The 14,125-nt window shown below is 54.9% G+C and carries 13 protein-coding genes; 9 read left to right on the top strand and 4 right to left on the bottom strand.

Features of this window, described 5'->3' with window-relative positions; genetic code table 11:
• The 4 genes from NP596_RS15655 to NP596_RS15640 form a co-directional block, all read right to left on the bottom strand.
• Positions 1-604, bottom strand: a 604-nt coding sequence (locus tag NP596_RS15655; RefSeq protein WP_256616324.1) for a coiled-coil domain-containing protein, incomplete at its 3' end; no start/stop codon positions are given.
• A 23-nt stretch (positions 605-627) separates the two neighbouring features.
• Entirely contained in the window at positions 628-2,298 is a 1,671-nt protein-coding gene (locus NP596_RS15650) for a multidrug ABC transporter permease/ATP-binding protein (protein WP_256616323.1), read from the bottom strand.
• 14 nt (positions 2,299-2,312) lie between these two features.
• The gene (locus NP596_RS15645; protein ID WP_256616322.1) at positions 2,313-2,543 is read right to left on the bottom strand and encodes a hypothetical protein; all 231 of its coding nucleotides are present in this window, start codon (positions 2,541-2,543) and stop codon (positions 2,313-2,315) included.
• Between the two features lie 55 nt (positions 2,544-2,598).
• A complete protein-coding gene (locus NP596_RS15640) occupies positions 2,599-2,811 on the bottom strand; it encodes a hypothetical protein (RefSeq protein WP_256616321.1) in 213 nt (70 codons plus the stop codon).
• A 312-nt stretch (positions 2,812-3,123) separates the two neighbouring features.
• Here NP596_RS15640 and NP596_RS15635 point away from each other — a divergent pair, with 312 nt between their 5' ends.
• The 9 genes from NP596_RS15635 to NP596_RS15595 all read left to right on the top strand — a co-directional run.
• Positions 3,124-4,053, top strand: coding sequence for a hypothetical protein (locus tag NP596_RS15635; RefSeq protein WP_256616320.1), 930 nt, complete (start codon positions 3,124-3,126; stop codon positions 4,051-4,053).
• Positions 4,054-4,134: 81 nt separating this feature from the next.
• The gene (locus NP596_RS15630; protein WP_256616319.1) at positions 4,135-4,899 is read left to right on the top strand and encodes a VPLPA-CTERM sorting domain-containing protein; all 765 of its coding nucleotides are present in this window, start codon (positions 4,135-4,137) and stop codon (positions 4,897-4,899) included.
• A gap of 77 nt (positions 4,900-4,976) precedes the next feature.
• Positions 4,977-7,343 (top strand): penicillin acylase family protein, encoded by a 2,367-nt coding sequence (locus NP596_RS15625; RefSeq protein WP_256616318.1) that lies wholly within the window; start codon positions 4,977-4,979, stop codon positions 7,341-7,343.
• 41 nt (positions 7,344-7,384) lie between these two features.
• Complete coding sequence (locus NP596_RS15620; RefSeq protein ID WP_256616317.1) at positions 7,385-8,722, top strand: lysine N(6)-hydroxylase/L-ornithine N(5)-oxygenase family protein; 1,338 nt, start codon at positions 7,385-7,387, stop codon at positions 8,720-8,722.
• 89 nt (positions 8,723-8,811) lie between these two features.
• Entirely contained in the window at positions 8,812-9,843 is a 1,032-nt protein-coding gene (locus NP596_RS15615) for a GNAT family N-acetyltransferase (protein WP_256616316.1), read from the top strand.
• Between the two features lie 10 nt (positions 9,844-9,853).
• On the top strand, positions 9,854-10,066 hold the full coding sequence (locus NP596_RS15610) for an MbtH family protein (RefSeq protein WP_256616315.1): 213 nt from the start codon (positions 9,854-9,856) through the stop codon (positions 10,064-10,066).
• A gap of 5 nt (positions 10,067-10,071) precedes the next feature.
• Positions 10,072-10,845, top strand: a complete 774-nt coding sequence (locus tag NP596_RS15605; RefSeq protein ID WP_256616314.1) for a thioesterase II family protein — start codon at positions 10,072-10,074, stop codon at positions 10,843-10,845.
• A gap of 70 nt (positions 10,846-10,915) precedes the next feature.
• Positions 10,916-11,908 carry a TauD/TfdA family dioxygenase gene (locus NP596_RS15600; RefSeq protein WP_256616313.1) on the top strand — a complete coding sequence of 331 codons (993 nt, stop codon included), beginning with the start codon at positions 10,916-10,918 and terminating at the stop codon, positions 11,906-11,908.
• A gap of 9 nt (positions 11,909-11,917) precedes the next feature.
• A partial coding sequence (locus tag NP596_RS15595; protein WP_256616312.1) for an AMP-binding protein occupies positions 11,918-14,125 on the top strand: 2,208 nt, incomplete at its 3' end.

The following is a 14,125-nucleotide window of genomic DNA, read 5'->3' as shown; positions in this document are numbered from 1 at the left end:
GGCCGCCGGGTCCGCTGTTGCCGCAGAACACCGCGCCGGGCGCGCCGTAATCGGCGTTGGAGGAGTTACCGCACAGCACCAAGGCGCTGGCGGCGCCGAAATGTTCGTCGTGCACATAATCCAAATCCACTTCCACCGAACCCAGACTGAAGGTTTGGTCGGTCGAGTTGCCGGTTTTGGCGTTGACGTCAAAAAAGCCGCTGATTTCCAGGCCTTTGTCGGATGCTGCCGCTTTCAGTTCGCCGGCGGTTTTGTCTAGTGCCCGCAGCTTGCCCTGGATAGTGCCTTCGTTGCTGTCCGGTTTGGCCGCGGCGGCTGGTGGCGCTTTGCCAGCCGGCGGGTTGCTCTGAGATACGCTTGCCATCATTGGGCTAGGCGTGGCGGGTGCGGTTGTGGGCACAGGGAGTGTCGCGGTCTGGGTTATTGCGTCGAGCTTTTGCTCCAATTGCTGAACACGGCTTTCCAATTGTTCGATCCGGGCGTTTTTTTCATGCAGCATCTGGTCGACGATTTGGCGTATCAGCACTTCGTCGGCCGCCGCGAGGCTGGCATGAAACGGTGATAAAACAAGTAACAGGGTTAAAAGAGGAGGGCGGTAATTCATCACATGCGCCTCTTTTATTGTGATCAACTTGCGCCGATTTCTGCTGGTGTTGCTTCAGATGTGCCGGAATTAACGCTATCGGCGGTAAACGGGTGCAAATGGCCTTCGTCCATTTTGATCAGTCGATCGGCGACATGGAAATAGTGTTCGTCGTGGGTGACGGCGAGCACGGTTTTGCCCAATGCTTTCAGTAGCGGTAATAGTTCGGTGTAAAAGCGGCGGCGGTAACCCGGATCTTGATCCGCGGCCCATTCGTCCAGCACCAATATCGGCCGATCTTCCAGGATCGCCACCAATAGCGCCAAGCGCTTGCGTTGGCCTTGGGATAGACGGGTGTCCAGCAGTCGGCCGTTCTCGACCTTGACTTTACGGTCCAGTGCCAAAAGCGCCAACCAATAGGCGATTTTTTCCGGATTGGCGTCGCAGCCCTCAGCCCCGAGCAGATGGTGAAACAAATGAAAGTCCGCAAACACCGTGGAGAACAGTCGGCGGTAGTGCGGCATGTCGGCTTCTTGCAGCATGGCGCCGTTCAAAACAATGTGGCCAGCCTGTGGCGGGTATAACCCGGTCAGCAAACGGGTGAAGGTGGTTTTGCCGCTGCCGTTGCCGCCGATCAGAAATACGATTTCGCCGGCGCTAAGGGTAAAGTCAAGCGGGCCGACCGAGAAGCGGTTGTCCCGCTCGCTGTCGGGGTAGCGGTAGCGCACGCCCTGTAATGTCAAGGCTTGCCAGTTTGGTTGTAAGGTCTGAGGCAAGCCGGCGAAGTCGGATCGATATTTCGGTAGCTGTAAGCTGTTGAGTTTATCCAGCGCGACGTTGCCGCCGATCAGGCTGGGGATGGCGGCGATCAGGCCGGTCAGCGACGTGCGCAGAAACAGGATGGTCAACGAATAAGTCGTCGCCACCGCATGGTCTGCCCAGCCGACGCCGTGCGCCAGGAAAAACACCAGGGCGATAGCCCCCAGAATCATGATGTTGGCCCAGTTCTCGTTGATGCCGTTAAAGATGTCGGCGGCGATTTCCTGGTCGCGGCCGCTGGCGGCATGTCGTTCGAACTCCTGTTCGTAGAACAGTTTGGCGCGTTCCCTATTCAGGGCCAATTCCTTGCGACCGAACAGGGCGGCTTGATAATCTTCGTACAATAAATCCTCGATATTGCGCGCCGCATCGATGCGGGCGTGGGTGCTACGCATCAGTAGCCAACCGATAAGGATCGTCAATGCCATCCATCCGGCCGTCGCCAAGAAGAGCCGTTGCGAAAGCCAGTACAGATAGCCGAAGCCGCCCAGATTCAATACCAAACCGTAGACGGCGGTTGGCAGGCTGATGAAGGCCGAAGTCAAATGATTGGTGTCGCTGTTGAGACTGGCCAGCAATCGAGCGGGGCCGAGGTGTTCCAGTCGTTCCAGATTGGTGTCGAGTATACGCTTGACCATGGTGCGGCGCAGTTGATAGACCAGCCGATGACCCAGCGTCGTCATGCTGATTTGCGAGGCAGTGCCGATAATGAACACCGCCAGTAAAAGGCCGGCGAACTCGATCAGCGTGGTTTTTACATCGGACTGCGGATGCAGTAAATGGTCGTTGGTATACGCGATGACCCAAACCGCCAGGCCGGCACTGCTAATGCTCAGAATGAACACCATCAATAAGGGCAGCCTGAACTGGCTGAACATCAATCGGATCAGATTCATGGCAATGTGGCGGGTTAATGGACCAGGGTCAGTGTCGGACGTTTTCTGCTCGTCTCTGCCGATTCATGTCCCAATCGTTTCGATGCGGTTGTCATCATGGCTGCGAATTCGGCGAATTGCTCCACGTCGAAACGCAAGGACATGTTCGGCATGTGCAGATGCACGACGCTGCAGTCCCGGCAAATCAGCGCTTTACCTGTATCGCTATTGGCCGGATATTCATGGGTGCAAGGTTTTTTAGTCATGAGATGTTTCCTCCAAGCGGGTGAGAAAGGTAATTGCGGTTGATGGTCGACAGAGTCATTGGCCTTCGAGGAGTTTTCCGTCATTGCCGAATTTCGATTTGGCTAGCGACAACAGCATCTTCCAGACGATCTGCTTCGAGCTGAAATCCAGACAGCGGAAATTCGAGGCGTGGATTTGGCCGTTTTCCATTAGCGAAGCCAGAAATTCCGATTCTATTTCAAGCTTTACCGTTAAAGGCCTTCTAAAAAATGAGTTCAAAAATTTCATAAAGAGGTCCGTTCGATAGTTTAAACAAATGATAATGATTCTCATTTGTTATGTAAAGCATTTTATTTCCCCCTGTTTTCACTGAGTCCATGCGGTTCCTTCTCTGTATCAAGCAGTCAACAACCTGAAAAATTCCCAATTCAATAATTAATCGGAATACTTTTTAAAAACCGGTTGACAACGGTTTGCAATGTAAGGAGAATAATAATCGTTCTCATTTAGAAAAGCATTAATTGCTACTCTCTCGTCAATCGATGTTTGTTCTGAATAGGAATATCTGAACAGTCATCAACTTTTATTATGGAAATGAATATGAAGAATTCGGTCTCTACACGTTGGAACCTTGCGGTGATCAAACCGTTGGCAGGCGCCGTTGCCTTGCTATCAATGCTACCAGCCGGTGCGGCTATGGCAGACAGCGTAACTAGGTCTTTTGCCAATCCAAGACCCATCTTGATTCAAGATACCTGTGCAGACCCAGAGAATGCGGAATGCGCGGCGTTATTGGATACCTACACAGCGGAGGGCGCTCCAGCCGTGCCAGTGAAGGCGGCAAAAACCTATCCGGCAATGATCAACGTTCCCAAGAGCGCATTTCCTAAAGATGCCAAAATCACAGATGTCAATGTCACGATTAAAGGCATTCACCATGATTATTTAAACGACGTTGATATGTTGCTGGTGGCGCCGAATGGTCAATACGTGATGCTGGCTTCCAATGTCAGCGCTGCGGGGGCGACCCCAGAAGGCGGCGTACTGGGCATCGTCGCCGAGAATCTGAATTGGAAATTCGATGACTCGGCAGCCCTGCCGCTACCGCGCTCGGTGCGTAATGATGGCCGTTTGAGCGGCCGAGCCACCAACCCGTTGTATAACGTGATTTACGAAGAGTGGGTCGATGTGTGGAGCGATACCACGTTGCGCGCCTTCAAGCCGACCGATTACGACAACAATCCGGATAGCGATTATTTCCCAGCGCCAGCGCCGGCCGAACTTAATGATCCGTCCACCTCGGTCGCTTTGACGCCGACTACCGTATTGGCGGCGCCGACAGCGGGCGATCCAAGCACTTACAAAAAAGTGACCAATGGTCCAAAGCTCAGCAACCTGAATGGCATCGATCCATCCGGTCAATGGAAGTTGTATGTGGTTGACGACTTTTACTGGTTCGCCGGCGAAATTAAGGGTGGCTGGAGTCTGGAAATCACCGCCGACGATCAGCAGTCCTGCTCGGTCGAGTGATGGCCAGTTAGCCTTCAATAAAGCAAGCAACCGGTTCATGGCCGGTTGCATTCCATGGCTTCAATTCAAGAGATATTCAACATGAAAAAACTAACCTTATCGCTACTGCTGGCCGCCGGATTGGCCGGACAGTCGGGTCTTGCCTCGGCGGACATCGCCAATTCCCCCAATCCTTACAATGCCGGTTATGGTTTCGATTATCCTCAACAAGCGGTGTGGGGAGGCTGGAGTCGCGGCGATGCCGGTACCGTTTATGCGGAATGGGACAGTTTCAATTTCGACGGTCAATTGTTGGCCGGTAGTTACGGATTGACAAATGCGCAGTTCGGTTGGGATGGCGGCACGAGCATTGACGGCAACGGCAATCTGGCTAACGATACCGATTCGATTTTCGCCTATGCCGACATTCAGGGCAGCGTTGCGCAAGCCTCTCAGCAAATGGTGAGAGTGGCAATGCAATTGGAAGCTTGGGTGGCTGATGGTAGCAATGGCGTTGACTACGACAACCTCTGGTTGAACGGCTTGACGCCCACTTTCTTGGGGTTGAACGACACCGGTAACAGCATTGTCGTCGACTCGATCGAATATGCGTTGTATCAATCTCTGGCCATTTGGGATCTGGATTTTGCGCCGGCTGGCGATTCGTACTCGTTCGATTTGTCGGCCTCGGCGGGTACTCGCATCGCTCAAGTTGCGGTTGACATGGCTGCGGTGGCGCAAGGCGCGCCGATTGCCGAAGCGCCGGTTGCGGTTCCGTTGCCGGGCGCGGCCTGGATGTTCATGTCCGCTTTGTTTGGCATATTGGCTGTTAGACGTAAATCTCCGCTATCCCAATTATCGGCATAAGGCGCTGTGGCGGATGGATCGCAAAGCATATGGATAGCAAGGGGTTTAAGGACATGACATGGAGGTCTATCCGGTATTTGAGAATATGGCTTGGCTTGTTGGCTTTAGGCTGTGCTTGGTTGTTTTTCCGGCAAGCGCTGCCCGAAGACACCTATCTCAAATTGCCGGGGTTGCCCAAGGCGATAGAAATCGTCCTCGATAGTCATGCCGTGCCGCATATCTATGCCGGCACCGCCGACGACGCTTATTTCGCACTGGGCTATTTGCACGCCCAGGATCGATTGTGGCAAATGGATTTGAATCGCCGCGTCGGCTCGGGTCGCTTGGCGGAGATTTTCGGCGGCGATGTGCTGGAACAAGACCGCTTCATGCGGGTTTTGGGCTTGCGCCGAGCAGCCGAGGTCAATCTGCAACAACTCGATCCGGCCACGCTTGCCAGTCTGCAAACTTATGCGCAAGGGGTCAATGCCTATCTGGCGCAGGATCATTTTCTGCCGGTCGAATTTTATCTGGCCGGCGCACCGCGACCGGAACCTTGGCAGCCCGCCGATTCCCTGGTCTGGTTAAAAACCATGGCTTGGCGCCTGTCCGGCAACTGGTGGGAAGAATTACTTAATTTAAAACTTCAGCAACGTTTGTCGCCGGAACAATTCGCCGACCTGTTTCCGCCTTATCCGGGCGATGCGCCACGCGCGCTACCCGATGTCAAAAATCTTTATGCCGGATTGGCGCCGCTGGCCGGCAAACTGCTGGCGCAACACCGCGAAGAAGCCCATAAAAGCATCGGCTCCAACAACTGGGTGGTTGATGGTAGCCGTACCACCAGCGGTAAGCCGTTACTGGCCAACGATCCGCATTTACCGCTCACAGCTCCTTCCCTCTGGTATTTCGCTCATCTGCACGCGCCTGGTTTGAACGCCGTGGGCGCCACTTTGCCCGGCATACCCGGTATTTTATTGGGACGTAACCAGCGAGTAGCCTGGTCTTTCACCAACACCGGCCCGGACAGCCAGGACATTTTTCTCGAAAAGCTACTGTCGGATCAGTCGAATCGGTATCTAACCCCCACCGGCTCGGAGGCCTTCACTACCCTCCAGGAAATCATCAAGGTAAAGGATCAGGCTGACCAGGAACTGACGATTCGCGTTAGCCGCCATGGGCCGGTGATTTCCGACGTCGATAACGACGCCAGGCAAGCCGCGCCGAACGGTATGGCGGCGGCGTTGAGCTGGGTTGGCTTACGGCAGGACGATGCCACCATTCGCTTCATGCTCAATGCCGGGCGTGCGCAATCGGCATCCGAACTGAAGGCATTTGCCCGCGATTTCCACACACCGCAGCAGAATATCGTTTACGCCGATGCGGATGGCAACATCGGCTTTGTCGCGGCAGGCCGGGTGCCGGTGCGTAGCTCGGACAATGTCTTGAGCGGACGCTTGCCGGCGCCGGGCTGGTTGGCGGGCTATGACTGGCAGGGATTAATTCCCTTCGAACAACTGCCGCAGCAGACGGCCAGCCAAGACGGCAAGATCGTTACCGCCAACCAAAAAATCACGCCGCCCGCTTACCCTTATTTCATAACCTCCGGCTGGGCGCTGCCTTATCGGGCCGAGCGGATTGGCGCTTTATTGGATAGTCACGCCAAGCATGGCGTGGCGTCGTTTGCGGCCATTCAACACGATGTCGCTAATCCGTTCGCGTCGCAATTGCTGCCCAGGCTGCTGACTATTACTGTCGAGGAGCTAGAGTCCAAGCAAATTTTACAGGGCCTACGGAATTGGGATAGGTGCATGGCAGACGACTCCGCGCAGCCCTTGATTTTTGCCGAATGGATCAGACAGCTGGCCGCGATTTTGTATCAGGAAAAATTAGGCGATTTGTACGAGTTGGTCGGCGACTATCAACCGCAGTTTTTGCTGCAAGTGTTAAACAACAGTCACGGTGGCGGCGGGCGATGGTGCGCCGCTGCTAATTCCGGCGCGGCATTGTGCGATGCGGAAATCAAACTCGCTTTAGAGGCCGCATTGACAAACCTCAAGCGGTATTACGGCGACGATCCGGTGCAATGGCGTTGGGGCAAGTCGCATGTCACCGTCTTTAAGCATCACCCTTTCGGCCAGGTGCCTTTCCTAAGCGCGCTGTTCAATGTCGAAGGCGAAAGTCCCGGCGGCATGGATACCGTCAATGTGAGCGGTTATCGCTATGACGAAGATAGCGGGCGCTACCTGGGCGAAGCCGGTGCGGCCTTTCGGGCGATTTACGATTTGGCCGAGCCGGAAAACTCGGTTTTCATCCTCGGGACCGGCCAGTCCGGTAACCCATTTTCCTCGCATTATCGGGACATGACCTCGGCCTGGCTACAAGGCGGCTATGTGCCGCTAATGACCGACCGGGAACGCATTCTGAACGGCGCCGTCGAGCGTATCCACTTGCAACCTGAATAAATGCGGCCTTTTATTTTCACCATTATCAACAGGACACAGCAATGAACGACAATCTTGATCTGGCCGGTATCGGCATCGGGCCATTTAATCTTAGTCTCGCGGCTTTGCTGTCGCCGATTTCGCAATGCCGGGCTCGATTTTTCGAACGCCGCGACAGTTTCAACTGGCATCCCGGCATGATGTTGCCCGGCACCCAGATGCAAACCTCGTATTTGAAGGATTTGGTCACCCCCGTCGACCCCAGCAGTCCGTACGGTTTTTTGTCCTATCTGGTCAAGAAAGGCCGGTTTTACCGATTTATCAACGCCGAGTATCCCAGGGTACGGCGGGTTGAATTTGCCGATTATCTACGCTGGGTGGCGGAACAATTGCCGAATCTCAGTTTCGGAACCGGCGTGGATAGCGTCGAGTTCGCGCAGAACGGCTTCAAACTGAGCGGCGATGGTTTGGATGGGGTGCATAGCCGTCATTTGGTGGTGGCGACCGGCATGCGGCCCAATATCCCGACCTGGGTCGAGCGTTATGTCGGCGAACAATGCTTGCATAGTCATCATTACGTGACCGCCGATTTTTCAGTAACCGGCAAACGCATTGCCATCATCGGCGGCGGGCAAAGCGGCGCGGAAATATTTTTGGATTTGATGGCGGGTAAGCGCGGTCGGGCTGACGAGATTACCTGGATCAGCCGCCGGGCGAATTTGGAGCCCCTGGACGAAACCGCCTTCATCAACGAATACTTCACGCCCGATTACGTTCGCCATTTCCATAAACTGCCGGAGGAACGTAAGCCGCCTATCGTTAGCTCGCATAAACTGACCGGCGACGGCGTCTCGCCCGCAACCTTGCAAGTCTTGTCGCAATATTTGTACGACACGGATTTTCTCAATAGCGATACGACGCCCTACGCCATTCTCCCGCATCGTGAGGTACATCTGATGGGCCGTGACAAGGGAGGCTACCATCTGCACATGCGCAACGGTTTCAATAATGATGACGAGTCGGTGGTTGCGGACACGATCATCCTGGCAACCGGCTATCACTACCAATTGCCGGCGTGTCTCGGTGCGATTGTCGACCGGCTCGATCTCGACGAAGAGGGTTTTCCGCGATTGCGGGAGGATTACACCGTCGCCTGGGATGGCCCTGAACAACATCGTATCTATCTGCAAAACGCCGGCCGTAACAGCCACGGTGTGGCCGACGCCCAACTCAGCCTGGCGGCCTGGCGATCGGCAATGATCATCAATAGTCTCCTGGAATGCACGGTTTACGACGTTGACCCTTGTCCAACGGCATTGAAATGGGTAAGGAATACTCATGATCAAATCGAAAGAAATGCAAACACTTTAGAGGCGGAGAAGATTTATCGGGTGGGGTAAGATTGCAGTTTGACATTTCAAATGATAATCATTATTATTTGCAGCAACATAAACAATAATTAAATAGCGACATCATTTAGCGTTCATTCATGAATCCGAGCATATTGAAACAAACCTTGCCCGATGGGCGGCATGTAGACTTAAAACTCGCCGAGGCCGAGTTGTTCATCACCGTTGATGAGCAGCATAGCGCTCTATTTCAACTCACTTCGAATCTGGAGAGCCCGGCGGCGCTACAGCTAATAGAGATTGTCGGGGTTGATCGCGATTCCGGCGTTCCCGTGTTGGTTGCGGCGCTACATGCCTTGTTCGACAGTCAGCCGCAATTATTGGAAATCGAACTGTCGCTTGCCGGGCACGGCGAGTTGATTGCAGCGCTGGTCGCAAGCGGTGCCGCGACCCGGTCCGGCGAGTTAAGCGAATCGGTTGTCAGCCGCCGCGGCATGCTGCGCCAGACGGTTGAGCTCTACCTGTCTCAATCTAGCGCCTGTGCGTTTCCGTTGCACTACACGGTCACTGACGGTAAACGTCATCCGTTGCGTGCGCCGGTTGTAGTTGGCGAGGTTTACCGACGCTATTTACCGGAACAGGGCTTGTCACTGTCCTTCCGTACCGTAGACCCCGAGGCGGATTTGGACACTTTCCACGCCTGGCACAACAATCCTCGGGTTTCCGCATTCTGGGAATTGGAAGGCAGCAAGGACATGCACCGCGAATATTTGCAAAAAGTCACCGCCGATGCCCATATGCACCCGGTTTTTGGTTGTTTCGACGGCGAGCCGTTCGGTTATTTCGAGATTTATTGGGCCAAGGAAGATCGCATCGCGCCGTATTACGAGGTCGACGATTACGATCGCGGCGTGCACATGCTGGTTGGGGAAGAGCGTTGGCGCGGGCCGCAGCGGGTGGCCGCCTGGTTGCCGTCTTTGGCGCACTTCATGTTTCTGGATGACCCGCGCACCCGTAACGTCGTCGCCGAACCGCGCGCCGATAATGCCAAAATGATTGGCTACATGCAGCAGGCCGGATTTTGCAAACCCAAGGAATTCGATTTTCCGCACAAGCGTGCCGCTCTGATGACGCTGTCGCGGGAAGCTTTTTTCGATCAATTTTGCGTTTAAGGAGTGAGTCATGAGTATCGATAGCGAAGACACCGTGTTTCAAGTGGTGGTCAACCACGAAGAGCAATACTCGATCTGGCCCGATTACAAGCCGGTTCCCAACGGCTGGCGCACGGTCGGCAAATCCGGTGTCAAAAAAGACTGCCTGGAATACATCGAGCAAGTCTGGACTGACATGCGGCCATTGAGTTTGCGCCAGTTCATGGATAGCCAGACCCAATAACGACGATGCGCTTGTTTTGTTTTCCTTATGCTGGCGCCAGTGCCATGGTCTATCAGCGCTGGCGGCGGAAAGTGCCGAATTGGCTGCACATCAAGCCGGTGGAGCTATCAGGGCGCGGAATTAAAATGTTAGAGCCTTTGGCTGCCGATTGGGAGATATTGACCGCAACGTTAATTCGGGAGATAGCCGGCGATCTTCGCCAGCCTTACGCGTTATTCGGGCATAGTTTGGGTGCGCTGATTGCGTTCGAAGTGGCTCACGGCTTGCACAGGCGAGGATTGCCGCTGCCGGCCGCGTTGATAGTCTCCGGCACCCATGCACCCAGTCGCCGCGATAATCAACGTTTCGAACAATTGGATAGCGATGCGCAATTGCTGGCGGAAATGCAGCGATTGAACGGCACCGAGGCGGCGATATTGGCGAACCGGGAATTGATGGACTTGATCCTGCCGGTGTTGCGAGCGGATTTCAAATTATGCGCCCGATACCGGCGTCAAGTTCGGCCGCTGTTGCCGATGCCTCTGCATGTTTTCGCCGGCAGCGACGATGAAACCAGCGACGAAACGCTCAGGGCTTGGCAAATGGAAACCACGGCTGATTTTTCATTGCACTATTTCAACGGCGATCATTTTTTTATTCAAAGCCAGGAACAGGCGGTGTTGGCAAGTTTGTGTCGCCATTTACAGCCGTATTTCGGTGCAGCCCAGCGCTATGCCGGCCTTTATGCAAACGGGTTTCCGGGTGTTTGTCTTGGGGAAGCGACGATAGGGACATCGTAGCATACCTCCAAATTTGCCTTCTTTCTCAGGACAAACACCCGGAAGCCCGGTTTTCAAAACGCTTATGCCGATGAATACAGACACTTTACGAATAGAAAATCTAATGCCGAACAGCGAGTTGCCGTTACTGGTTCGGCCTTTAAGCCATGGCATGCGTTTAGCCGATGCCGCCGAACAGTTGCGCCAGCTGGTGGATAGCCGGCTATTGCAATGCGGGGGCTTCGTGTTTCGCGATTTTATTGTCGAATCAGCGACTGAGTTTAAGGCTTTTGCCGCCAGTTTCGGCCATCCGCTACTGAGCTACGAATTCGGCTCTACGCCGCGTACCAAAGTCGAAGACGGTGTTTATACCTCCACCGAATACCCGCCGCACCAATCCATTCCTCTGCATAATGAACAAGCCTATACCCGGGAGTGGCCGATGAAGATCTGGTTTTATAGCGCATTGGTAGCTCAGCGGGGTGGTGAAACGCCGATTGCCGACAGCCGGGCAATTTACCGCCGCATCGATCCGCGCATCCGCCAGCGCTTCAGCGAAAAAGGCCTGATGTACGTGCGCAATTTCGGCAATGGTTTGGATGTGCCTTGGACGCAAGTATTTAATAGCAAAGATATCGTTGTCGTCGAGCAATATTGCCGCACCCATGGCATCGTCTGCGAATGGAAGGACGATGGCGAACTGCGCACCCGGCAAACTTGCCAAGCGGTTGCCCAACATCCGGTCACCCAGGATTGGGTCTGGTTCAATCAAGCCCATCTGTTCCATGTTTCCAATCTGGAGCCGGAAGTACGCGAAACGCTGCTGGAGATACTCGATCACGAGGACCTGCCGCGCAACGTGTATTACGGCGACGGATCTGAAATTGAAGACGTCATACTTGACGAAATTCGCGGCGTGCTCGATGAACTGACCATCAGTTTTTCCTGGCAAACCGGCGACGTGATGATGCTGGATAACATGCTGGCCGCCCATGCCCGCTCGCCATTCAAAGGCTCGCGCAAGGTGGTGGTGGCGATGGCCGAGCCTTACTCCCAGCTGCATTCCCAAAATTCAACCCTATAAGTCTCAATCATGACTTTCTATCCCGCTCAGGCTAAAAACTTTGTCGAATTGCTGATGCAACGTGCCGCCCTGCATCCCCAGCGGATGGCATTGCATTGTTTGGGGGATGCTGCATCCGAGAACGGCAGCTATAGTTTTGCCGAACTGGATCAGCGTGCCAGGGCAGTGGCTGTCGGCTTGCGTCAAACAGTTGAGACGGGCGATAGAGTCTTGATCCTGTTGCACAGCGGTATCGATTACGTCGCGGCTTTTTTCGGTTGCCTGTATGCAGGCGCGATCGCGGTGCCGGCTTTTCCACCCGAGTCAGCGGCCAAACAGCATGTAAACCGCATTGTCTCGATAGTGGACGATGCCCAGCCTAAAGCCATCCTCAGCCATAGGGCTTTGCTCGACACCATCAACAAGGGCTTGGCCGCCTTGCCCGTCAAGCATGCGCCGCAAATTCTAGCGATCGATAGCATAAAGCCTCTGTTGGCCGGCGAATGGCGGATGCCGGACATATCTCAGGATGCCATTGCCTTTTTGCAATACACCTCCGGATCCACCGCCAGCCCTAAAGGCGTGATCGTCGGCCACGACAATTTGTTGGCCAATCAACGGGCTATCAAACAAGGCTTTGCCATTGGCGACGATGATGTCTTTGTTAGCTGGTTGCCGCTTTACCATGACATGGGTTTGGTCGGCAGTTTGCTGCAACCTTTATACAGCGGCATACCGCTGGTGCTGATGTCGCCGCGCTATTTTCTGGAACGGCCGGTGCGTTGGCTGGAAGCGGTCTCCCGTTTTGGCGGCACCATAAGCGGTGGGCCGGATTTTGCGTTCCGCTTGTGCAACGAACGGATTAGCGAAGCACAATTGCAAGGTCTGCGCCTGGATAGCTGGCGGCTGGCATTCTGCGGCGCCGAACCGATTCGTTACGATACCCTGACCACCTTTGCCGATAAATTCGGCGCGATAGGTTTGCCGCCGACCGCGCCTTATCCTTGTTACGGGTTGGCAGAAGCCACGTTACTGGTCAGTGGTGGCCGACCCGAGCAGGCGGCTCGGGCACTGAGCTGCGACCCGCAAGCCTTGGCCGAACATCGTATGCAAACCGCTGCCGATGGTGTGGCGCTGGTCGATTGCGGTCAAGTACAGCCGGAGCATGAAGCGACCATCGTCGATCCCGCCACCGATGAGCCTTGCGCCGACGGTCGAATCGGCGAAATTTGGTTTGCCGGGCCTAGTGTCACCCACGGCTATTGGCAAAATCCCGAAGCCAGTGCGGAAACCTTTGTGGCGGCCGACGGCAAAACCTGGCTACGCACCGGCGATTTAGGTTTTTTCGATCAAGGCAGCCTGTTTATCACCGGCCGCAGCAAGGACTTGATCCTGATCCGTGGTCAAAATATTTATCCGCAGGACATAGAGCAGACCCTGGAAAATCAGATCGAGTTATTGCGTAAAGGCCGGGTGGCCGCGTTCGCAGTTAGCATCGACGGCCGGGAAGGCATCGGCATCGCCGCCGAAATCGGCCGTAGCACTCAGAAACTGGTCCCAGCGGAAAATCTGTTTGATGCGATCAACGAAGCGGTTGCCCAGAGCTGTCAGGAACCGGCCGCGCTGATTTTGCTGCTCAATCCCGGCGCCTTGCCTAAAACCAGCAGCGGTAAGCTGCAACGCAATGCCTGCCGTCAAGGCTGGCAAGACGGTAGCTTGGATTGTTACGCGGTTCAGCACGGCGGGCGTCGCGAGTCAGTCGGTACCGAAAGAGCTGAATTGAATGAGTTTGAGCAGCAAATCGCGGCCATTTGGTGCGAGGTGTTGGGAATCAAGGCAGTGATGCCGCAACAAAGCTTTTTTGCTGTGGGTGGGCAATCGATTACCGCTGTGCAAACCATCGCCAAAATTCGCGAACGACTGGGTGTCGAGGTCGAGCCTCGGTTGTTTTTCGAAGTACCGAGTTTGCGCGAATTTGCCGCAGCCGTCGCAATGCTGAACGCTGCTAATAATCGCGATGCACTGCCCGTGATCGACAGACGGACCGAAACCGACGATTTGTTGCTCTCGTTTGGCCAGGAAAGTTTGTGGTTTCTGTCTCAGCTCGACCCCGCCAGCACGGCCTACCACATTGCCGGCGGGGTGAGGATCGTCGGCGCGCTGGACCGTGGCGCGCTGCAACAGGCTTTCGACACACTGGCGGCCCGCCATGACGCCCTGCGCAGCGTATTCTACGCC

Origin of the sequence: Methylomonas rivi (genome assembly GCF_024505165.1) — a bacterium.
Classification (GTDB): domain Bacteria; phylum Pseudomonadota; class Gammaproteobacteria; order Methylococcales; family Methylomonadaceae; genus Methylomonas; species Methylomonas rivi.
Note: the sequence above shows the minus strand (reverse complement) of the source record. Positions and strands in the feature narration are given on the sequence as shown.